General features: G+C 46.6%; 21 protein-coding genes. 10 read left to right on the top strand and 11 right to left on the bottom strand.

Annotated features, from left to right (window positions below; translation table 11 throughout):
* Positions 1-169: 169 nt before the first annotated feature.
* Positions 170-1,051, bottom strand: a complete 882-nt coding sequence (gene pgeF / locus QUA97_RS16775; RefSeq protein WP_194066769.1) for a peptidoglycan editing factor PgeF — start codon at positions 1,049-1,051, stop codon at positions 170-172.
* 386 nt (positions 1,052-1,437) lie between these two features.
* Entirely contained in the window at positions 1,438-1,638 is a 201-nt protein-coding gene (locus tag QUA97_RS16770) for a hypothetical protein (RefSeq protein WP_194066750.1), read from the bottom strand.
* A 183-nt stretch (positions 1,639-1,821) separates the two neighbouring features.
* On the opposite strand from QUA97_RS16770, the gene QUA97_RS16765 reads away from it, so the two are divergent.
* The 3 genes from QUA97_RS16765 (at position 1,822) to QUA97_RS16755 (ending at position 7,047) form a co-directional block, all read left to right on the top strand.
* Entirely contained in the window at positions 1,822-3,657 is a 1,836-nt protein-coding gene (locus QUA97_RS16765) for a peptidoglycan DD-metalloendopeptidase family protein (RefSeq protein ID WP_333195260.1), read from the top strand.
* A 186-nt stretch (positions 3,658-3,843) separates the two neighbouring features.
* Positions 3,844-6,141, top strand: coding sequence for a hypothetical protein (locus tag QUA97_RS16760; RefSeq protein WP_333195259.1), 2,298 nt, complete (start codon positions 3,844-3,846; stop codon positions 6,139-6,141).
* Positions 6,142-6,156: 15 nt separating this feature from the next.
* Positions 6,157-7,047, top strand: a complete 891-nt coding sequence (locus QUA97_RS16755; RefSeq protein ID WP_194066748.1) for a glycosyltransferase — start codon at positions 6,157-6,159, stop codon at positions 7,045-7,047.
* Positions 7,048-7,604: 557 nt separating this feature from the next.
* Here the strand turns inward: QUA97_RS16755 and ribE are convergent.
* Positions 7,605-8,318 carry a riboflavin synthase gene (gene ribE / locus QUA97_RS16750; RefSeq protein ID WP_194066747.1) on the bottom strand — a complete coding sequence of 238 codons (714 nt, stop codon included), beginning with the start codon at positions 8,316-8,318 and terminating at the stop codon, positions 7,605-7,607.
* A gap of 2 nt (positions 8,319-8,320) precedes the next feature.
* Positions 8,321-8,467 (bottom strand): hypothetical protein, encoded by a 147-nt coding sequence (locus QUA97_RS16745; RefSeq protein ID WP_194011412.1) that lies wholly within the window; start codon positions 8,465-8,467, stop codon positions 8,321-8,323.
* Between the two features lie 76 nt (positions 8,468-8,543).
* Between QUA97_RS16745 and QUA97_RS16740 the strand changes: the two genes are divergently transcribed.
* The 5 genes from QUA97_RS16740 to QUA97_RS16720 all read left to right on the top strand — a co-directional run bounded on the left by QUA97_RS16740 (position 8,544) and on the right by QUA97_RS16720 (position 14,862).
* Positions 8,544-9,050, top strand: coding sequence for a bifunctional nuclease family protein (locus QUA97_RS16740; protein WP_194011411.1), 507 nt, complete (start codon positions 8,544-8,546; stop codon positions 9,048-9,050).
* A gap of 5 nt (positions 9,051-9,055) precedes the next feature.
* Positions 9,056-10,186, top strand: a complete 1,131-nt coding sequence (locus QUA97_RS16735; RefSeq protein ID WP_333195258.1) for an aldo/keto reductase — start codon at positions 9,056-9,058, stop codon at positions 10,184-10,186.
* A gap of 487 nt (positions 10,187-10,673) precedes the next feature.
* Positions 10,674-13,904, top strand: a complete 3,231-nt coding sequence (locus tag QUA97_RS16730) for a PAS domain-containing sensor histidine kinase (RefSeq protein ID WP_333195257.1) — start codon at positions 10,674-10,676, stop codon at positions 13,902-13,904.
* Between the two features lie 20 nt (positions 13,905-13,924).
* Positions 13,925-14,455 carry a hypothetical protein gene (locus QUA97_RS16725; RefSeq protein WP_333195256.1) on the top strand — a complete coding sequence of 177 codons (531 nt, stop codon included), beginning with the start codon at positions 13,925-13,927 and terminating at the stop codon, positions 14,453-14,455.
* A gap of 92 nt (positions 14,456-14,547) precedes the next feature.
* Positions 14,548-14,862 (top strand): hypothetical protein, encoded by a 315-nt coding sequence (locus tag QUA97_RS16720; protein ID WP_333092652.1) that lies wholly within the window; start codon positions 14,548-14,550, stop codon positions 14,860-14,862.
* Between the two features lie 83 nt (positions 14,863-14,945).
* Here the strand turns inward: QUA97_RS16720 and QUA97_RS16715 are convergent, their stop codons facing one another.
* Positions 14,946-16,055, bottom strand: coding sequence for an extracellular solute-binding protein (locus tag QUA97_RS16715; RefSeq protein ID WP_333195255.1), 1,110 nt, complete (start codon positions 16,053-16,055; stop codon positions 14,946-14,948).
* A 520-nt stretch (positions 16,056-16,575) separates the two neighbouring features.
* On the opposite strand from QUA97_RS16715, the gene QUA97_RS16710 reads away from it, so the two are divergent.
* Complete coding sequence (locus QUA97_RS16710) at positions 16,576-17,046, top strand: hypothetical protein (RefSeq protein ID WP_333195254.1); 471 nt, start codon at positions 16,576-16,578, stop codon at positions 17,044-17,046.
* Between the two features lie 451 nt (positions 17,047-17,497).
* Here the strand turns inward: QUA97_RS16710 and cobT are convergent, their stop codons facing one another.
* The 5 genes from cobT to QUA97_RS16685 all read right to left on the bottom strand — a co-directional run bounded on the left by cobT (position 17,498) and on the right by QUA97_RS16685 (position 21,670).
* The gene (gene cobT / locus QUA97_RS16705) at positions 17,498-18,643 is read right to left on the bottom strand and encodes a nicotinate mononucleotide-dependent phosphoribosyltransferase CobT (protein WP_333195253.1); all 1,146 of its coding nucleotides are present in this window, start codon (positions 18,641-18,643) and stop codon (positions 17,498-17,500) included.
* Positions 18,644-18,850: 207 nt separating this feature from the next.
* Positions 18,851-19,099: a hypothetical protein gene (locus tag QUA97_RS16700; protein ID WP_194066742.1), complete on the bottom strand. Its 249-nt coding sequence runs from the start codon at positions 19,097-19,099 to the stop codon at positions 18,851-18,853.
* Between the two features lie 210 nt (positions 19,100-19,309).
* The gene (locus QUA97_RS16695) at positions 19,310-20,065 is read right to left on the bottom strand and encodes a DUF2232 domain-containing protein (protein ID WP_194066741.1); all 756 of its coding nucleotides are present in this window, start codon (positions 20,063-20,065) and stop codon (positions 19,310-19,312) included.
* Between the two features lie 304 nt (positions 20,066-20,369).
* Positions 20,370-20,867 (bottom strand): universal stress protein, encoded by a 498-nt coding sequence (locus tag QUA97_RS16690; protein ID WP_194066740.1) that lies wholly within the window; start codon positions 20,865-20,867, stop codon positions 20,370-20,372.
* Positions 20,868-20,956: 89 nt separating this feature from the next.
* Positions 20,957-21,670, bottom strand: a complete 714-nt coding sequence (locus QUA97_RS16685) for a Crp/Fnr family transcriptional regulator (protein ID WP_194066739.1) — start codon at positions 21,668-21,670, stop codon at positions 20,957-20,959.
* 305 nt (positions 21,671-21,975) lie between these two features.
* Between QUA97_RS16685 and QUA97_RS16680 the strand changes: the two genes are divergently transcribed.
* Positions 21,976-22,110: a hypothetical protein gene (locus tag QUA97_RS16680; protein WP_255515824.1), complete on the top strand. Its 135-nt coding sequence runs from the start codon at positions 21,976-21,978 to the stop codon at positions 22,108-22,110.
* Positions 22,111-22,405: 295 nt separating this feature from the next.
* Here QUA97_RS16680 and QUA97_RS16675 read toward each other — a convergent pair whose 3' ends face one another.
* Positions 22,406-22,621 carry a hypothetical protein gene (locus tag QUA97_RS16675; protein WP_194066738.1) on the bottom strand — a complete coding sequence of 72 codons (216 nt, stop codon included), beginning with the start codon at positions 22,619-22,621 and terminating at the stop codon, positions 22,406-22,408.

Genomic DNA, 22,621 nt, shown 5'->3' with positions numbered 1-22,621 from the left:
TTTCCCAAAAGTTTTACTGGTAGTTTTTAGTGCTTTGAGACAGAAACCAGCAAACCTTAGGAAGGTAGAAGGCATTGGGCAACAGGAAATAAAAAATTATGAACCTAAAGATTTTTGTTTTTACCTTAGCTTAGCCGTCTACAATAATTTTACCTGTTGCCGAAGGCTTTCAACGGGGATTTGTCCCGCAGGCGCTGACAATTCCCGACCACTGGATTTTTTTTAGTCGATCGCGGCGGTAGGAAAAAAAGCGAGCCGAGTCAGAATAGGTACAGAAAGGAGCGATCGCCACTTGAGAAAGATCGATTCCCAATTTCTGCAATTGCAGAGCATTGCAGAGGCGAACATCCAAGCGTACTTTTCCAGGTTCTGGATCTGCTAGTACAGGAGATTCTGGCAGTTGGTGCAAAAACTCGCAGATGCCGGCGGCACGGGCACTAACAGCACTCTGGGGAGTAATCGCGGCTAAGAGAGACGCGGCAACTTCCACAGATACCTGGTAAACCTCTCCAGAGATCGCCGGCCCCATAGCAATCTTGAGATTGTCTAGTTGACTGCCGACGGCCACAAGTCGATCGATTGCCTCTGGTAATATCTTAGCAGCAGTGCCGCGCCAACCAGCGTGAACTGCCGCAACCAGTCCAGTGCGATCGTCAGCAATCAGCACCGGCACGCAGTCGGCCGAGCAAACCCACAGCGCCTCACCCTCTAGTTCGGCCACCAACCCATCAGCCTCAACATAGCTTTGAGCGGCGGTTTCCGAAACCGGAGGCACAACCGGGGACAACTGACCGGTTTTGAGTACCGCATTGCCGTGTACCTGCTGAAGGCGGTAAACCTTGGCTCCTGGTTCGAGAATTTCCGTCAGCTCGATCGGGCCTTGGGGCGAGAAATCGCGAGTAAAAAAGCCGTGAGACCATCGAGAGAGCAAGCTACAAGTCAGATAAGGCAAACCTTGGGAGTTCTGCCACTCCCAACCGATCCCCGAAGGGGATCCGGTCGTCGGTGAGGAGTCAGGAAAATTTGTCAAGCGATCGCCAGCTACAGTCATTAAAGCCATCCATCCCCAAACGAATCAATTTGCATTCTATTCTAAGCAATCAACAATTTTGGCGGCTGAGGTTTAAATGCGCGATCGGCTTTCATCAAAAAAATCGGGATGAAAGAAGCCACCCAGCGGCGGTGGACGCTGGCGAAATTTGGCATAACCCGAAAAATAGAGGCAAATAATTAACACAACAGATACTTGCTTGAAGACTCCTGTCGCCAGCAGCCCAAAACTTTAAACTTTAGTTCGGGCGACTTAGATTCACTCGTCTGCAAGTAAATCTCAAATCTAAAACTTGTTCGCTCGCGAAGTCGAAGAATCTAAAATCAAAAATCGACCGAGGCGGTGGACGCTGGCGAAATTTGGCGCGACCCGAAAAATAGAGCGAACTAACTAACACAGACGAACGTCAAAGCGCTATTATCAATGTGGCCTTCACAGACTCCGCCAGCCAGTGCGATCGTCGGCCAAAAAACTAGGGCATCGATCGCGAATCGACGCCACAGCATTCGAGCTGGTTCGACGCGCCAAAAAATTGCCTCAAGCCGGGTAAAATCAGTTAAGTCTGTATTAAAGATTGGGATTGCCATACAGTCGATCCAGGCCCCGCCAAAAAAAACAGATACTTGCTTGAAGACTCCTGTCGCCAGCAGCCCAAAACTTTAGACTTTAGTTCGGGCTCCTTTGATTCACAAAGTTGCAAGTAAATCTAAAATCTAAAATCGACTGACTTAGATATCCTTGCGTCCCCTGTTGAGTTGGGAAAAAAAATCGTGAAACCAGTTCCAGACAAGCAAATAGCAGCCCATTTGAACACCAAACATCACAAAAATAACCCGAAAGGCGCTCGGACTCGATCGCGCCTTTTGTCCGATCGCTCGCTGCTGGTAGGACTGGGTTGCCTCGCCAGTCTGGGACTGCTCAGCAAAGGCCTAGTGTGGGCCCAGACCGAAACACCGCCAGCAGAACAAGCAGTCCCCGGTGCAGCAGAACTCCAGCCACTGTATGAAGCGCCTCTGGCCCCCCCGGAACCAGCAGTTAGCCAAGTAGAGCCAGAACCGTACTCCCCACCGCAGGCAGAAGCTCCGGCTCCCGAGCCTGTCTATGCCGAACCGCCTCGGGAGTCAGATTACGTCACCGAAGCACCTCCGGCCTATTATCTGCCAGAGCCGGCGCTGATTCCCCTGCCAGAAGCCACAGCCCAAGAGCCTCCTTTTGAAGCGCCAGTTAACCCAGTCCATACTGCTGAAGCCGACCATACAGACTACAGCGCTGGCGCTGAGGGCGGCTACGAACCGCCGACGAGAATCGAGTTTGCAGAACGATCGAGCGGTTGCGAAGGTTCCGGTGGCGGTTCGTGCGGGCCTGCTGCTGTGGACGAGCCTGTCACTGCAGAAGCAGCCCCTCCCAGCTACAGCCCCCAAACCCCGATCGCACAAGAACCCAACGACAGTCCCCACAGCCCGATCGCCGGTAACTCCTATATTGCACCCCCGCCTCGAAATCTGCCACAAAACCTGGCGGAGAACGTTCCGAGCAATGTTCCGAGCAATGTTCGGGGAAATGCGGGCGATAACGATCGGGGTTATTCTGCCAATAAAGTCGATCGAGCCATTCAACAAGTAAGCAACAAGCTTTGGGGACAAGGAAGCAGCGGAGAATCTGCTTATGGGCCCAAGGGCTACTCGCCTAACTCTGGATATTCGGCTAACTCTGGATACTCCGCTAATTCTGGATACTCGGCTAACTCTGGATATTCGGCTAACTCTGGATATTCGGCTAACTCTGGATATTCGGTCAACCCTGCATCCTACGGCGGCCCTCCCGAACCCAGCATGGGACTAGGGCCGGTGCAAGTCGGTGCCGTTAGTGTCAGCAGCGGCAGCAATACAGGTTTTGCTTACTACAATCTCACGCCGCGTCCTTTAGGAATGCCCGGAAACGGCAACACCAGCCTGTTGTTTCCCCTATCTATTGCTGCCGACATTACATCGCCCTTCGGGTGGCGGACTCATCCGGTTATGGGTTACGGCAGGTTTCACACCGGAACTGACTTGGGAGCTCCGATGGGAACGCCCGTACTGGCGGCCTATGCGGGTCAAGTGGCGATCGCCGATTGGTTGGGCGGCTACGGTTTGACGGTGGTTCTTGACCACAACAAACAGTCTCAGGAAACTCTCTACGGACACCTTTCGGAACTGTTTGTCAAACCGGGAGAGTTTGTGAAACAGGGAGAAACTATCGGCCGCGTCGGTAGTACGGGAATGTCTACAGGGCCTCACCTTCACTTCGAGATCCGGCAAATGACCGATCGGGGTTGGGTGGCGGTAGATCCGGGCGCTCAGCTAGAATTCGCCGTAGCCAAAATGATGGGCAGTTTAGAAACCGCCAAAGTACCCCTAATGCCGAAAATCGTGGAAACACTAAGCGCTAGGGGACTCAAGGATTTAGAAAGCGATCTGCCCATGCTTCCACCTCTGCCGCTGGGAATGGACATCGAAGTTCACAACCTCCAGCCGCCATTCCCAGAATTGTTAAAAGCTGACACTTCAGCGCCCAAAGACAAGGAAGCTCTCAAACCCAAAACTCAGAAGCAAGCAAGCAGATAGGCTTTTGATAATGACTCGCATTCCTCACTACAAACCAGACAAGTTTGTAGTGAGGAATGCGAGTCCTCTCCCAAGAAGGCTCTCAATCGATTACCATCACAAAAACCGCGAATCTGATAGATTTCTCGTTATCATTAAGAGCCTGGTAGCTAGGAAAAACCCATAAAAATTGGTAAATAGTAGCTTATGCTAATAACGCAGCATTTGTGGGAATTAACTTTATTTCTAATTATTGTATTCGGGCCAATTCCCTTAAGCTTGTTTCTGGCTTTCGAGAATCAAAAAGCAAACAGTAACTGTTCGTTTCCCCATTTTCTCCTCGTACTTCTGACGGGATGGAGCATCATACAAGTTTGTATCGGCTTGATTTTAGGAAGTGCCGATCGCCTAAATCTCGCTCAAGTAATTATAGCAGAAATTTTGATTTGCGCGATCGGCACAATCCCGATCTATACCAAAAAAAACAGAGCTTTTACCTTATCGCATTGGCAGATCCCCAAACTCAAACAACCCCTCAACAGCTCCGAAATTCTAATTGTTTTGACCGCCGCTTTTGCAGGAATTGTGCTGTGTTACACCCTAGCAACCAAACCCACAACCAATTATGACTCATTGTGGTTTCACCTGCCCGCGATCGCCCGATGGTATCAAACCCATTCCTTTACACTATTAGATGCCGCCGGAAACTGGATTTTTGAACACGAGCAAGCCCGAGTATATCCGTACAATTGGCACGTTTTATCTGCCTTGTGTGTAATCCCATTCAAAGAAGACTTTCTCGCAGCCTTTCCCCTGCTAATAGCCTGGGTGCTTGAAGGAATAGCCGTCTATCTATTGAGCGTAAAATTTGGAGCAACCAGAATTCACGCTATGGCAGCATCAACATTAGTATTGACAGTACCGATGGTGCTCAACCAAATTAACACCATTCACCCAGACCTACCGCTAGCTGCCATCTTTACAGTAGGTTTGTATCTGGGTTTATCCTATCATAAAAGCCGAGCTGTCTGGGAACTATCCCTATTTTTGGCATCGGTAGGAATGCTAGCCGGAATAAAAATTACTGGCCTAGTTTATGCAGCCTCACTCTTAGGAGGATTAGCAATATTAGAAATTACAAGATTCGCCCTTACTCAAGATTCCACACCAGCTAATTTGAGAATTCGCCGCTTTCTCAAACCAGTCTTGCTGTGCGGCCTAGCTTGTTGCTTGCTTTTAGGATGTTTTTGGTATGCGAGAAACTTGCTGCAAATCAATTATCCTGTCGGCGAAGTCGGCGATATTAAAATTCCCTTAGAGCCTGTTCGCATACAGTCTCCCATACCTGCACCAATACCTTCGGTACAGCAGCCGCCCGCTTCGCCAATTCTAAATATTTGGCAAAGCACTTTAGCAGCTCAATTTAATCCCAGCAATATTTCCCACTGGCAAACTGTCGGCTTACAAATCATCATTAGATTGCAACTGCCCTTTCTGGCGATCGCACTTCAAGTCTTAGCAGCACCTCTGGCTTTGTTGCAAACTAAAACCAGAACAATCAATCAAAATAAGATCATTTTAATTGTACTTCTTGCCAGCACCGGAATTCTGTATCTAATTACACCTTACACCTCCGGTACTGCTGGAGAGTCGATCGGTCAACTCAGCCCCATACTCGGTTTCAATCTCAGATACGGATTTTCCTTCCTAAGCTTGCTAGGTATAGCAGCAGCAGCTACAGCAACCAAATTAAAAACTCCGAATCAACTTGTCGTAGCAGTTGTTTTAATTAGCAGTATTTCCGGCATTATTAGCAACATAATTTTTGACCTAATTAAAAATGATTCTTTTACCGGCAACAGTATTGTTTGGGGAAGCGGGTTGATTGATCGGTTTAAATCCGAGCCAGTGGCAGCCATCAATGTGGTAATTAAAATATTAGCTCCCTACGGGCTAGATTTAGCAATATACCTGTTAGCTTATATTGGCTTCATGCTGTTAGGTTGGATTTCGTTTAAGCAAAGTTCAAGTTTAACCGAGTTAAAAAATAAACTGGTAAACTTGAAAAAATCGAGTTATATGATGATAATTTGTCTGTGTATAGCTCTGTGTATAGCATTGATGGTAAGTGCTAGTTGGGTGGCGAGGGAAAAGCGAGATATTGCTAGAACCCAACTGTATCGAGGCATATACGAGTATATCGATCAAAATACAGTACCGGATGAAAGAATCGGCTTCTTTCTGAGTTCCCGCAGCTACCTGTTTTACGGGAGAAATTTAGACAGAAAAGTTTTATATATGCCCTTTAGAGCCGATCGACTTCCGGCATGGATTGACAACCTCCGAAAAAATAAAATTAGCCTTGTGGGATTCGGGCCCATGACTGAGACAGACGAATACACCAAACAAGGTTTATCTTGGCTGACAAGTCCCGATGGCCCGCTACAACCAGTTTTCGGCAAAGATTTTAATACTGAGTCGGTGTTATATCGCTTGAAAAATTAAAAGTAATTAGTTATCATGAACCAAGCGAACATTCTATTTTCAATTATTGTTCCGACTTACAATCGACCTGAGAAATTAGCGCAGTGTCTTCAGTCTTTTGTTGAACTAGAATATCCGCGCGATGGGTTTCAAGTCATTGTGGTTAACGACAGCACGGAAATATCTGTAGAAAGTACAATTTCTCCTTTTCTCAATCAGCTAAATCTCAGACTTCTGACACAACCAAATTCTGGCCCGGCTACGGCGCGAAATACTGGGGCTTTTGCAGCCGAGGGCAAATTTTTAGTGTTTACTGACGATGACTGTACTGTGGCGGTAGATTGGCTGCGAAATCTGGAACGGCGATTTATGGAAACACCAGATTGTTTGATTGGAGGTCGGACTGTCAACGCGCTGCAGGATAACATCTATTCTACGGCCAGCCAGCAATTGATCGACTATCTTTACAGTTATTACAATGCTATTGGCGATCGCGCGCAATTTTTCACTTCTAACAATTTTGCTCTTTCGGCTGAGGCTTTCCAAAAAATCGGCGGGTTTGACACGACTTTTTCGCTAGCGGCGGGAGAAGACCGGGAATTTTGCTTTCGCTGGCTCAATGCCGGAGGCTGCGCGGTCTACCGTCCTGAAGTTACAGTTTATCACTTTCACGCCCTAACTCTGGGCAAATTTTGGCGGCAGCAATTCAATTACGGTAGAGGTGCTTTTTTGTTTGGGAAAATTATCTCGAACAGCGGGGCTAAGGGGAAATTGCAACATCCGTCGTTTTATTTGAATTTGCTCGCTTATCCATTTTCCCACGCAGCGGGTATTCAAAAGCTATTAATTGCAGGATTGTTTTTTGTTTCTCAGGCGGGAATTGCGGCGGGTTTGTTTTGGGAGAAAAACAAGGTTGTTGAGGAATAGATTTGGATTTTTGAACCGCAGAGAGCGCAGAGAGCGCAGAGGGAGAAGTTAGTTTTATAGCCTTTCTCAAAAAGATGAGGTACTATCCGGCATAGGGCATAGGGCATAGGGCATAGGGCATGAGGCTCTCCTAACTTTTTTGAGAACCGCTATAGTAAATGCGTCAGCTTTGAGTGGTCGATTATTGATGGAATAGTTCGCTGTCGCACTCTACAACTTTATTCTTTAGTCTGCGGAGGTGGACTTCGTTTCTGTAGTAGCGGTTTCAACTGCCGAGTTATGCGATTAATTGCAGCATTGTTTTTTGTTTCTCAGGCTGGAATTGCGGCGGGTTTGTTTTGGGAGAAAAACAATGTTGTTGAGGAATAGATTTGGATTTTTGAACCGCAGAGAGCGCAGAGAGCGCAGAGAGAGAAGTTAGTTTTAGTAGGTGCGTCAGCTTTGAGTGGTCGATTATTGATGGAATAGTTCGCTGTCGCACTCTACAACTTTATTCTTTAGTCTGCGGAGGCGGACTTCGTTTCTGTAGTAGCGGTTTTAACCGCCGAGTTCTGCGATTACATAAATCCGTGTTCGGCTAAGAATTCGGGTGTAATTGTTCCTAAACTTTTGATTGCGGGGGTTTCTTCCCAGGATTCGGGATGCGGTTGTCGGCCGCTGCGGAGAAATTTTGCTACGTATTTGCCGAGTATATCTGCTTCTAAGTTTACTAAACTTCCTGGTTGCAAATATTTGAGATTGGTTTCGGAAAAACTGTGGGGAATTACGGCAATTTCAAACCAATTTCCGTCTGCATCGCAATCGGCGACGGTTAGGCTGATGCCGTTGATGGCGATGCTGCCTTTGGAAACGATGTAGGGTGCGATTTGACGCTGCCATGCCGAATTGGCTGCTGGTGGGGCTGCAAACTTCATTTCCCAAGCGTTGGCGGTTTGGGTTGATGTGGCTAAACTGCCGATCGCATCTACGTGCCCCGTCACAAAATGTCCGCCTAATTTGCTACCGGCGCGCAGGGAGGTTTCTAAGTTGACCAAAGCATCGGGGAACGATCCCAGAGTTGTGCGGCGGAGGGTTTCTGGCGAAGCGACGGCGACAAAACCTTGCGGCAGAACTTCTACTACTGTCAAACAAACTCCATCCACGGCTACGCTGTCTCCAATGGCTAAATCTTGTAAAATCTGGTAGGAGTTGCTTGAGGTGCAGGAAATTTGGAAGTAGTCGTTACCTAGCGACTTCAGTTTTCCGAGAGATTGAATTAGTCCTGTAAACATAGTTATTTTTCCTTGGTCGATCGCTTATTTAAGTCAAACCACAAACCAGACGCAGGAGCTTTGGCCGCCCCCTCTCCCCCCCAAGTCAATCTAAAATCTAAAATCGACTCATGCCGATCCGTTGCAGATTCAGGCGAAGATCGAGTCATACTGGATTTAGCAGGTCATTTTTGTGTCCGAGTTCTTTACCGCCTTGCAGTGTCTTAATTCTATGAGGCCGATCGAATGATTGAAATGAAAGTCGCTGGAATTGCCTTAGATGCAGCCACGCGCAGCCCTATTGTCCTATTGAGAGACGCTACTGAGCGACGCGCTTTGCCTATTTATATCGGTCAGGAGCAGGCAAAGGCTATTATTAGTGCTCTCGAAGGCAACAAGCCTCCTCGACCCTTAACTCACGATCTGATGGTCACTTTTTTAGAGGCCTGGAGTGTTACTTTGGAGCGGATAGTGATTCACTCGCTGCAAGATAACACGTTCTATGCCGTGCTGATTGTCCGTCAGGGAGAAGTTAAAAAAGAGATCGATGCCCGACCCAGTGACGCGATCGCCCTCGCCCTGCGAACGAATAGTCCCATCTGGGTGATGGAAGAAGTTGTCGCCGATGCTTCGATACCGGTCGATCGAGATGCTGATGAGGCCGAACGCCGCGCCTTCCGGGAATTTATCTCAAACCTCCGCCCGGAGGATTTGATCAAGAGAAGCGGCTTTAGCTCCGGCGAAACTTCCTAAAATTTATGCGCTATCGACGGTTTGGCAAAACGCAGTTGCACCTGTCTGTATTTTCCTTGGGAACCATGCGCTATTTGGCTTCTGAGGAAATTGCCCGTCAGACTGTACAACAGGCGGTGTCTATGGGAATCAATCACCTGGAAACGGCGGCGGGTTACGGTTGCAGCGAGGAATATCTCGGCGCGGCCCTCTCGGCCGGTTTGTCGATCGATCGATCGCGCTTCCACATCACTACAAAAATCCCCCCAACGGACGATGCTGCTGCAATGGAACGCTGCATCGATTCGTCTCTCAAACGCTTGAATCTAGACTATATCGACTGTCTGGCAATTCACGGTTTGAATGTTTGGGAACATTTGGCGATCGTGCGATCGCCCGCAGGCTGCATGAGCGCCGTACAAAAAGCCCTCGCTGATGGCAGAATTCGGCACGTCGGTTTTTCGACTCACGGGCCTCTGGATCTGATTTTGGCGGCAATTAACACAGATTTCTTTGAATTTGTCAATCTGCATTATTACTATTTTTTTCAGCGCCACGCCCCGGCAATTCAACTCGCCAAAGACAAAGATATGGGGGTTTTCATCATTTCCCCGGCAGACAAAGGAGGGCAACTCTACACGCCCCCGGAAACTCTCACAAAATTGTGTTCGCCTTTCTCGCCTTTAGAGTTGAACTATCGGTTTTTGCTGAGCGATACTAGGATTGGGACTGTGAGCGTGGGGGCTGCAAATCCGAGAGAATTGGAACAACCTCTGAAATATTGCGATCGCGACTTTCCTCTCACCGACGGCGAAATCGCTGCATTTGCGAAGTTAGAATCAGCTATGGTCGATCGTTTGGCAACCGACAAATGCAGCCAGTGCTATGCCTGTTTGCCTTGCCCGGAAAACATCAACATTCCCGAAGTGTTGCGCCTTCGCAATCTCGCCGTCGGCTGCGACATGACGGACTTCGGTAAATACCGCTACGCGATGTTTGAAAATGCCGGCCACTGGTTTCCCGGCAACAAAGGCAACCGCTGCACCGATTGCGGCGAATGTTTGCCCAGATGTCCCGAAGAATTGGATATCCCAACTCTACTAAAAGATACTCATCAGCGACTAGGCGGTAAAGCAGGGAGGCGGTTGTGGGATTGAGACGAAGCAGCCAAAACAGGGAAAAGCTCGATCGAGCCGATGTCGAGTCATGCCAGAATTAAGTTAGACTTTTTTTAAGTAAATTTACAATAGAGTCGATCGCAAAAGTACCTAGTTTGGGGACTGCCTTCGCTAGTATCCCAATTTTGCAAAAAGCATTTTTGTTTGAGTGCGAGCATCCTGCACAGCCCAGCCTACATCTAAGCGCAAACACTTTTGTGAAAGCGCCCGTTTGGATGCTTCCAACACACTTTAAATGAGAGCCGAAATAATATGTAAAAATAACTAAATAACACAATCAGATCGAACAGCAAAACAACAACTTTTTCAAATATCAGGTTATTTTATTACTTGGTTATACCGGGCAAAACCGAAGAATTTTATAATGATTGATTAACCGAATTGGACTTCAAATCTCAAGTCTCAAATTGATAATTCCAGATTAATGTATCGCGTGTCATCTAGAACCGATTCAGCATCTACTACTATGGCTCAAACTCAGTTAAACGACAGTCAGCTAAATTGTCCGCAGCCAACTAAACTTGCGAGTTCTGAAAGATTTCAAGCAGGGTTGAAACCGTACACCTACAACTTATCTTTTACGAGAAAACAGCTAATCGGACTGCTGGCTTTACAAATAATCTTGCCAGTCGGATTAACGGGAGCAGCATTTTGGCTAACATCAGCACTTGGCAACAATCAACTGCAAAATCAAGCTAAATCAGAACTGAGCCTTAGTGAAACAAACTACAATCTGCAACTAGACCGCGCCGCCCGCCGTTTGCAAAACTCCCCTGACAGCGAAACGATCGCCCAAACAGCTTTAGCTTACAACAGCGACAGAAACATACCATATTTGCAAAAGTCTGTCAAGGAAATTCTGGAAAATTATGTCAAAACAGGAGCAATACACAGTGCAGCTTTAGTGGGGAAAGATGGGAAGATAATTGTTAGCGTTAATCTCATCCAGGATGGACAAAGTTTTAATCCTCGGAAATTACTCTATCAAGTATTAGCAAAAGAAGAGCCAATTACGGCCAGCAAAATTATCGCTAAATCGGCAAATCAAAAACAATTGCCAACTTTGCAACCGGAATTGCTCGAAGATGTCCTTATAAATTACGCAGAAATTCCCGTAAGAAATCCTAATAATCAGACTGTTATTGCTGCTTTATTTCTAGGAATAAATCTGAACAAAATCCCGATGGTTGCCAGTAGCGAAACCGTCAATTCACTCGTCGGCGGATTTTACGCTATTTTTGCACCACTTAATGAGGGCAAATATGTCTTGGTAAGTGGACAAACTGTTACCAAAAATCAACTGTTGCCCGACTTAAAGTGGATGGACAGATCGCTACTGTTATCTGCACGCGCCGCCGATGGCAAATTAGTTGCTCAGCAAATAACAATAGGGAATCAGACTTATACAGTAGCAGCAAAATCTCTGAATAATCTAGCCGGAAAACCTGCAGTAATTTTAGTCCGGGGCATCCCCAAAACCTCGATCGAAACTTGGTGGGGCAACAATTGGCTGCTGCTGGCTTTGTCTGCGGCTGCCATTTTTCCATTCGCTTTGGCGGTTGCAGTCGCCCGCCGGATTGCCAAAGCAACTAACTCTGTTTTACCAACAACCGATGGGAATTGGGCATCTAATTCTAGGGCACAACCGCTGCTGCAATCGGGGAAGTTCGATCGCGCTTCTGACAATTTATCCGATCGGATAAATTTGGCTGAATTTGGTTTATTTTCCCAAAAACCGAGTTTAGACGGTCAATTAGCGGTTGATTTTCAAGATAAAATTTTTTCCGGCGATCGATCGCAAATCGCAAATCCCGAAATTCCGCTAAGCTTCCCACCCGTAGAATTGCATGAAAACTGGATTTCTAAGCAGCCGCTGCTGGCAAGTACAGAACTAGAAAAAAGCGCGATCGCCTTAAATCAAGTCCAAGAAGCTTGGCAAGATTTAAATCGCCTCAACTGGGAATTGCAGCAAGAAATAGTCGAACGCCAAAATACTCAAAAAGCCCTGCGAAAGAGCGAAGCACTGCTGCAAGCGATTTTAGACAACTCAACAGCAATGATTTACATCAAAGATGTTGACGGAAAATACCTGCTCACAAACAGCCATTTTGACAATTTGTTCCACAGGACAAAAGAACAAATAACAGGCAAAACTGACAGAGATATTTTTCCCGAAGACTCTTGGGCAGCGAGGGGAGAAAACGATTTGAAAGTTCTCGAAACCGGCTCGCCCCTAACCATCGAAGAAGTCATCCCTCAAGACGACGGCCGGCACACTTATATTTCTCTCAAGTTTCCCCTCTGCAACTCCAAAGGCAAAGTTTATGCAGTCGGTACAATTTCTACGGATGTGAGCGATCGCAAAAAAGCCGAACTTACCCTAGAAAAAGCTAAAGCAGAACTAGAAATAGAAGTCGAACAGCGCACGCTATTCCTCAAACAAGCCAACCAACTATTGGAGTTTGAACTGGCCGCTAGAGTCCGCGGGGCGATCGCCGTCAGACAAATGACCGCCCAGGTAGCCCGACACGCCAGAACAGTTGACGGCATTCTCGGCGCTTCTCTAGATTTAATTTTTTTGGTCGATCGATCGGGAAAATACACCTATGTCAGTCGCATTGCTGCTCAAGCTGCCGGCATGAACGCCAGAGAAATGATCGGCAAAACCTGGCAGGAATTAGGCTGGTCGCCAAAAATTATGCAGCGAGTTCACCAAGAATGCCAGGGCGTATTTGCCACAGCCGAGTCGGTTAAAGGCGAAGTAATAGTCCCCACGGCCACCTGGGGAACCCGCGACTACGAATACATTCTCAGCCCGGTTGGCGGGACAGACGGCAGTGTGGAATCGGTGGTGGCGACGTTGCGGGATATCACGGATCGCAAAAATGCCGAGGAAGCGTGGCAGTTGGCCAAAGAAGCTGCAGAAGTCGCCAACCGCGCCAAGAGTGCTTTTCTGGCAAACATGAGCCACGAGTTGCGGACTCCCCTGAATGCGATTATTGGTTATAGCGATATGTTGGTGGAAGATGCCGAAGAGTTGGGCAATTTAGAAGTTGTCTCGGATTTAGACAAAATTCGCACTGCTGGCAAACATTTGCTGCGACTGATTGACGACATTCTCGACATTTCCAAAATTGAAGCTGACAAGATGGATATTTACCTCGAAAGCTTTGATGTCGGCGGCTTAATCGAGGAGGTGGCGACAACTATCAAACCAGTAATGGATAAAAACGGCAATACTTTGCAAGTGTTGATTGCTGAGAATGTTGGCGCTATGCACGGCGATTTGATGAAAGTGCGGCAGGTAATGCTGAATTTGTTGAGCAATGCGGCTAAATTTTCGGCTAATGGGGCGATCGTACTTAATGTCGAAAGAATTACCAGCGCAGAATTAAAAAATAAATATCAACCGAGGGTTGCTCAAATGTTAATTTTGGATTCAGACTTTTTAGTTTTCCGAGTGACGGATACGGGCATCGGCATGACAAAACAGCAGCAAGATCGACTGTTCCAACCTTTCACCCAAGCGGACAATTCGACTACTCGCAAGTACGGCGGTACTGGTTTGGGACTGACTATCAGCCAGCGTTTTTGTCAGATGATGGGCGGCGATATTGAAGTTAGCAGCGAGTTGGATTGCGGTTCTACTTTTACTGCTTGTCTGCCTGCTTCGCTGTTTAGGCGATCGGAATTTTAACTTTTTTGTCGCAATAAAATATGATAAATTACCACAAATTGCCCCACATAAATCAAGATTTCCCCCGCAGACCTAGCATTTTGACAAAAAGTTTATTTTTGTTCTCAATTGCCAGTTCTACCTGCATCACGGCCTTGCTGTGGGGACAATCTGCGGCGTATTCCCAGCAGCGGTTTTGCCCGACTGGTGACATTGCGAATTTCCCGCCGCCGCCGCTTTCGCAAGCCGAACCAAGCGTGCCGAGTCTGTGGTTGGCTGAAAAACTGTTTGGTGGCAAATTGCTCGATCGCTGGTTTGTCGATCGCGATAACGCTTTGGTAATCATCATCGTCAACCGCCAACTGTGGAGTTTGCTAGACTATATCGAACGCTATCAGTTTGTCAACCGCTTCGGCACGGTTTCGAGGGAATACGGTTACAATCTGCGAGTTTGCAACCCTCAAGGGAAGGCTTTGGCGGTTTATTCGTGCAAGGGCGATCGGCTTAACTGTAAAATTGATTTAGATTCTCTCTCAAATCCAGGACTTAGAGGCAAACTCAAAGGCTTTTAGTAGAATGCGTCAGCTATAGAGATTTTTGGGATAATCGATAAATCAAAAGCTGACGCACTCTACATTTTAGCTAACAAAATAACAGACAAAAAATGGCATTTCCTAAAAAAGCTTCACGTAGTATCACCATAAACGGGGAAAAATATCGTTGGCTTATTTCACGCGACGATTACGGCATTGGTTTGTACGTAGAGTTATATGATAATCCTGCTCAGAAATTGACGACAGGTTTTTCTGATGATTATCAAGCTATTACGCCTGTGCTGGTACGTGAGGTAATTCTCCATGCCTTAGCACAAGGATACACGCCTCACAAAAAAGGTCAGGATTTTTGTTTACCTGAAAATTCACCCTTAGTAGTAGTAGAGAATCTAAGAGCTGACGCACCATACAGGTACAACTGGTGACTGACGAACCCTACGGTTTAAGGTGTGTCAGTTTTGATGATTTTCTCGGCGCTTTTGGGCTGGCGACTGACGCACCCTAGATTTTAAGTTCTCACTACTTGGCGAATTTCTTGCCAGAGCGATCGATATTGCTGAATCCCCGCCTCCCCGAAAGGCAGCATAAAGTCGCTAGCAGCAAGAATTTTAGCAGGCGGCAACAGCACGGGATTAGCGCGAATATCCGCAGGCAAATCCTCTGGTTTCATGCCGGTAATTATCGGCGAACTAGCCTTAGCCAGCAAAGATAATTGAGGCGCAATTTGAGGCTGCAAGCAAAAATCAATCCATTTTGATGCTAACGAAACTGCTTTTTTCGAGGCGGGTTCTACCCACAAATCCGTCCAAAGTGCAGTTCCCGAAACCGGAATTACTAAAGCAAGATCCTTTTGAGTTTGTAGCAGCGGCAACAAGTCGCCAGAGGAACCGACAGCTAACCAAGTATCGCCTAAAACCAACGGTTGCAGGTAAGCGTCGGAACTGTAAAGTTTAACTTGTGCGTTCAGATTTGTGAGTTCTTTTTTGAGGTTTGGAACTCGATCTAATTGCTGCGTATTGTAAGATTTTCCCAGTTTTTTTAAGGTTAAACCGATAACTTCTCTGGCGCTGTCGGGTAGAGAAATTCGATCGCGCAATTCGGGCTTCCACAAGTCACTCCAATCTGTCGGAGTCCACCCCAAAGCCTTAAACTTGTCGGTTCGATAGGCAATTACCGTACTTCCCCAGCGGTAAGGTGCCGCCCAAATTTTACCTTTAGCGTCCAATTCACCGTCATCGTTGCGCCGGACGAGTTTTTGCCATCTTTCGGGCAATTTTGACCAATTATCAAATTTAGCAGGATCGATCGGCTTAATCAATTTTTGCCGTATTGCCAAAGTCAGCCAATAATCTCCCAACATCACCAAGTCAGCTTGATTTTTGGCTTTCGGAATTCGTTTCCACTGCTGCAACAGCGCGAATAATTCTTTTAATTGTGCTTCCTGCGTTACCTGCAAAACCGGAGACGGTTGTAAGTCGCGGCTAAATTTGCTTGCGAGTTGGGCCGGAATACCATTTTTGAGCGATCGAATTTTGAGAATGGGCTTCGAGTCGCATCCTGCCGCCAATTGACTTAAAGTTAGGGTGGCTGCACCCAATAGCAAAGACCTTCGTTTCACCTGTGAACCCGTTTTATCTAAATATTAAGCGATCGCGTTGTATTCAGCCACCAGAAAAATAATAGTTTATTGAGTCCGGTATTTGGCGCTGAGTTATTTTAGTCCAAGAGGCGCGGGCGTCCGTCACCTTTGTTTTTAGAGAAAATTATTCTCACGCTACCCGCAGTCAGGGTAAAAAAAACTCAGGTTTGAAGGTCTTCATGCGTCCGGGAGCGTATTTTATTTCTTTCTGAAACACAGAGCCATTGTACTAGGTTTTGGTGCGATCGGAGTTTGTTTTACCGAAAGCGCTGGTGGCGCACAATTAATTTAACGGAAGACTCCGCCATCCCACTCGCAGAAACCTGATTGTATAATTCTGATTAAAGGTTAGAACGAAGTGTCGGGGTTAACAAACCTCGTTTCAGCCTCCAAGACAAGCTAAAATCTCAAATCTCAAATCTAAAATCCTGAAACTGAGTCCCTAAATCTACCGTCAGGATTTGAAACACAACAATTACCTCAAAAATTAAATAATTTAGTGATAAATGCCAGTTATGTAAAGATTTCCCTAGAATGTAAAGATATAAGTCACGAGCCAAAGGATGATGGTATGGAAGCGCTACGCCAGCAAGTTACAGTATTGAGTCAACAAGTCGAGGCCCTGTACAAACTCATAGAAAATCTCAATGAAAAGTTATTAGAGTCGGCGACGGAAAGGAAGCAGGGCCAGCGGCAGATCGACGATCGCCCTGGAACGGTAGGAAATGACCAAACCTCGTCAGATCAAACCTACAGCCGTCTCGACTTGTTCCTCGAACACAAGGACGTACTGTTAGATGACAGCTACTTCGACAAGAATTCTCAAAGCTTTGAAAAAGAGCACAGCACAGAAATTCAAATCCAGCGCCTCACTGCTCAGCTAACAGCAGCATACAATCGAATTGCAGCCTTAGAAGAACAGTTGCTCTCCAAAAGAATATACTCGCACCACGTAGGCGGGTCTAATTAAATATTGCTGCTGGCGATTGGGCATTAATTGCAGAAAAAATACAAGTAGCGTAAATTTCGGCTCGTCAACTTATAGAGAGATTGCATGGAGTTTTTTCTCTCCCGCAATTAGCATGAAAAACACTGCATCTAAGCGAAATATGGTGTAGGAAATTCTGTAAATCTGAGAGCCCAAATGCTACAGAAAATGATATAATTATCTAGCTAAAATGAAGCGGGTTGAGCGACACAAGTAGCTTCACAGTTTGAGGGGCGTATCGAAATTTTTAATGTTTAATTCCTAAAAGTTGGATCTTTGCAGGCTGCTTCGAGCATCTCCGGCTTGGTAAAAAGTATTTTTTTGCTTGAGTGCTTGAGTGCGATCGCCCCCCGATATAACCCTAAAATATACCTCTTGCAAAAATTATAAATTATCTAAAATTATCTGCGTCGATCTGTGTTGCATCTGCGGTTTATGTATCAGATACTCCCCTAGCTTTGAGAAGATTCGTCTCATGTTTAATTTCGCATCGCGAGGCTAGAGCTTCAACAGCTTCGAGAAGTTGAGCCGGAGTCCAATTTGCACTCAGCCCGCTGGCGATCGCGCACGCTCCGGCACCGACACCCTCTTTAACATACCCGCGATCGTAAGCCTGCAGTTGCCCGTAACGAGAACCCGCAAAACTGAGCTGCGCCGCCAACAGAGGCACACCGCCGATATCCTTAGCAAGTCCTACCGTGTCCCCTGTCGGGTCTTCGACCACCCAGCGCGTAGTCCCCACCGTGACTTGTTCGGGACACCATAACAGAGCATATTCCCGCGCTAAGGCTTCAATCAAAGCGTAGACTGCCAGCATTTGCGTGCCGCCAGCCAAGAGCACACCACAAGTCCGACTCGCGGCGATCGCCATTCCCGCCACCGCTATCTGCATCGGATCGCCCACCGCCGCTACCAAATCCAGGGGAGTGCTATTTTCTCCGCCAATTTTCCACTTAGCATTATTGAGTCCCGCTGTCACCGCAGCCAATTTTTGAGCGTGATTGCAGCGAGGGTGAGAACTGTTCACTTTTCCCGCCGCCGCAATTTCCAAACCCATTAACACGGCCAAAGCAGTAGTAGTTCCCCCAACTACGCACTCCCCTAAAATTAAATAACTGCCATTAGTTTGGGCGGCTAATTTAGCTCCCCAAATTAACCCTTCTTCCAGCAAATATTTGACTGTTTCGAGTTCTAAAGCATTTCCAGAAATCAGACATTTTGCTGGAGTACCGCCCAAATCAATTGCAGGTACGGGAGGCGACAGGGGTAAACCAGCATTAAACAGGTAAAGGGGAATTTCCAAAGCTTCGACTACAGCGCGAGAGATCAGTACCGGAGAAGCACCAGCTTCTAGGGGCGGCAAAGGATATTGGGGCGATGGTTGGGGGCCGTTATACAAAAATTCTGCATCCGCCAAACAAGTAAACTGTCGATCGCGCGGTGTTGCTCCGGCCGCCGAAATCCCCGGAATTAAGCCTGTCGCCGTGAATCCTAACACGCAGGCAAATATCGGTTGCTGTCCCCGATGGCGATCGAGCCACCGCTTCCCCTGTTCAATTTCTGTATAAATACCAATCATAAATTAGTTATTAGTTATTAGTTGTTGGTTATTAGTTATTAGTTATTAGTTATTAGTTATTGGTTATTGGTTATTCTTATTAGTTGTTAGTTGTTAGTTGTGAGTTGTGAGTTGTGAGTTGTGAGTTATTAGTTATTAGTTATTAGTTATTGGTCATTCTTATTAGTTATTGGTTCTTGGTTCTGGTTATTAGTTATTAGTTATTAGTCATAGGTAATGGGTAATGGGGAATTGGTGGTCGGGAATTAATCTTTCTTCTTCCGTTCTGATTTGCTTTTGAATTCTGACTTCTTCCCTCAAAATACCTCCATTAAATCCGTTAAATCCCGTACATTGTTCGTTTGCCGAACTTCCCTCTTCCCTCAACATCAATCCGTTACATCCTTTAAATCCGCTACATAATCCGTTGCCCAACTTCCTAACACCCGTGAAATCAGTTACAAAATCTTTCTTCATTCTTCCTTCTTCCTGATGACGTTGTACGGAAAGCTCGGAGGCGACAGCACTAATGGCTAATGACTAATAACTAATGACTAATAACCAATAACCAATAACCAATAACCAATAACCAATAACCAATAACCAATAACCAATAACCAATAACCAATAACTAATAACTAATGACTAATGACTAATGACTAATGACTAATGACTTCTTCCCTCGTATTACTCTTCATAATCAATTAAAACCTGCACCCAACGCGGCGGCCGCGGAATCGGATTTCCCAAACGATCGAGCAACAACAAAGCTACTAAATGTACGACAAATAAATAAACAATATTGTTAACCAAAATCATCCCGGCGGCGATCGCCCCAATTGCGTCCAAACTCGGCACCATCAGCCAGCCCAGCTTCACAAACGCCCATTCCACCATCTCTGTTACCTGCACAGTGATGTAAACCCAGAGATCTTGGCCCACCAAAGCTGACAGCAGCCAAAACCGAAAAAAGAAGCCGACAGTACCAATTAGCGCACCCACAATAATAGATAAAGACCAACTCGCTTTGCGCCTCCAAAGTCCTCCCAGCGCCACTCCCATAATTCCAAAAGGAATCACGTATAAAATGCTTCGCGTCGGGCCCATGAGTACCGAAAGCAGCAAACCCGATACCAAAGCTGACATCCAAGCGGCTCGGTTGCCCCAGCGCAGGTAAACCAAGGCGATGGGGAGGGGGAAAAAAACCCGCAGCAAAGGCCCCAGCGGAAAGTAATAATTTACCAGCCAAATCAAGCTAGCCGTACTTGCCAAAAATGCGGTTTCTACGAGCCTCAAAGGCGCTTCCGGGCCAGCGCGCGTCCCCGTATCTGGATTTGGGCGATCGCCCGCCAAATTTGAAATATCTGCAGTTTGGGGATCGTTATTGGTACTGGGTGAACTGCTCGAATTAGACGCGGCATCTGCTGACAAAAAATCACTCATCCGATTTTAGATTTTAGATTTTAGATTTTAGATTTTCAGGGACTTGGCGCTGGCTGATTCCCGGTTTTTGATTCCCGGTTGTTGGTTTTTGATTTTTGATTAGACTTGAGTTGCACAAGTCTTCGATCCAGAAACCGCAGATATCGGGCAGATGGAACACACCCTATAGCAGATAATTTCAGGGTATTTTCCGATTTTGCAATTCAACTCTATTTGGAATTTTTGATTTTAGGAGAAACCGGGTTTAGATGCCTGCGCCAGTCTTATTTTAGATTAATTTTATCCGCCCAACTTTGGGGCAGTATCATTTTTCGGGTTGAGCGTCCTGAATTACAAAAACCGAACAAGATGCGTGGTGAACCACATAATTGCTGACACTGCCGAGGAAAGCTTCTGTGAAGCCCGTGCGGCCGCGCCTCCCCACTACTATTAAATCTGCGCCCCAATTTTCGGCCGCTTCACAGACAGAATGCCCTGCATCTCCATCCATTTTGCAGTCAAATTCCACTTGCAATCCTTGTTTTGTGGCAGCGTCGCAGTAATTTTTTAGCAAGCCCGAAGTCTTTTCGATCTCACTTTCCTGTCGCAAACGTTGAGCTTGATAAGCTCGATCCATTAACTCGACATTCATGCCCAAATCTACTGGAATTGGTACTGCCACCTCGCCTAGGGTGTTGACAGTAACGCAGTGAAATAGCATCATCTGAGATCGATCGCCCACAGCTAATTCTAGAGCTTGACTGAAGACGCGCTGGCCCAGTTCAGAATCATCAACGGCGGCGAAAATTTTCTTAAAACTCACAGCTTTACCTCCGGCGGGAAATCATCAATATCAGTTAATTAACAGAGAGTGCTTTTTAATTAGATTCTAATTAGCAGTCTCTGATACTTCTACATTAACAGACGCTCCAAGGCCTGTAGGTCGGGAATGCACAAAACGTCACGTTCGCGCTGAATTGTTCCTTTTTTTTCCAGCTTGCTGAGCACTCGCGTTACTGTTTCCCGAGCCAGCCCGCTGAGGCTGCTCAATTCTCTGTGTGGGAGGTTGGGAATTTCTGTGCCTCCTGTTTCCAGGATTTTTTTGCCTTGCCCCTCTGCCAAAAATAACAGAATATCTGCTACTCGCGAGGTACTGTCCGACTCTCGCAAACGCAGGCGGCGGTTGACTTGCCGCAGGCGGCGAGCCATCAGTTGAGCTAGCCGAATGCCCGCTAGCGGCTCGGTATGAATCAGTTGCACAAAATCCTGAGCTGGCATATTCCCGATCAGTGTCGGGGCTAGGGTGATGACATCTGTCGATCGCGGTGTTTCTTCGATCGCTGCCATTTCTCCAAACAATTCTCCTTTCCCTAAAATATTCAGTGTTACTTCTTTTCCGTCTAGGTTGTAGGTGCGAATTTTTACCCAACCATCTAATATAAAATACACTGATGTTCCCCAGTCATTTTCCAGCAAAATCACTTGATTTGACGGATGACTCCGGGTAACGATGTGGACAGTTGCTCTTTCAATTACAGGGTCGGGTAAACCTACAAAAAAAGGAGTAGAAACAATCAATTGATTTATATTAGACTGCGGATCTCGGGTGTTAAAGCGGTCTTCCATGAGGCCATTATTTTAATTTACGCGCTTGAGCTGCGCTGGGCAGTTAGAAATAGTTGGCAGCCGAGTCATTCGATGGGAAATTCAAAATTTGAGAAACAACTATCTCAAATCGGCAATTTTACCTCTCAAGTTAGGCGGTCTATCGGTCGAATATGGAAATTAATACCTTCAAGTTCTGATGGCGAGCTAGAAACTAAAGAATATACCATGATTTTTTAGATATATACCGCAAAGCAAATTTTATTAACAAAATTTAAGCAGCGTGGCAAGCTGCTTGTGCCGATCGAGTTAACGAAGACCAGCACTTGACGAAAACAAGCTTAACACTGTTGAGAGATTTGTGGTCAGCCGGCCCAGCAGTCGATCGGCACGGAGAAACACCACAAGCGGGCACACCGGGTATACAGCGACCAAATCGACCGCAACCGCTGGGAGTCTAATGATACCATTAATCTTTCTAACCACGAATACAGATCAAAAGCTATCATCGGAGGTTGTTACCATCAACTGTAGCCGGATAAAGCCGAATTTGGGGCACCTAAATCCTACAATTTTCGATTGAAGATTAAAGAATTGAAGCATTGGGAATGAGTTACTGGATATGAGTTTGGGTTAGGGACATACAGTTGCATTGTTTTTTTGAAACGGTAAGTAGGGCGGGCAGAATTAATTACACTTGCAAATAGCCCCAGGGCCTAACCAGCTTCAAGAGTCTTTTTGTAATTAATGGGGCTGTTACCGATCGCCAATTGTTTGAGGTTTTTTCTGTCGGAGTAAGGCCTTCTCAACCCGGTTTTTGAGACGATCGCGGCCCGCGAGCCAGAGACGGGCGATCGAGAAACCGGGTTTTTGAACTGCGACGCGCGAACTGTTCTGCTTTCGGTGAAAGAGCGAGATAGAATGGCCAGCCGGTGCGGCACGCCACAGCCCCGGGCCGGTGCCAGCCTGCAT

It is taken from the genome of Microcoleus sp. CZ3-B2 (assembly GCF_036705055.1).
GTDB lineage: Bacteria > Cyanobacteriota > Cyanobacteriia > Cyanobacteriales > Microcoleaceae > Microcoleus.
This window is presented reverse-complemented; position numbering and strand designations above follow the sequence as displayed.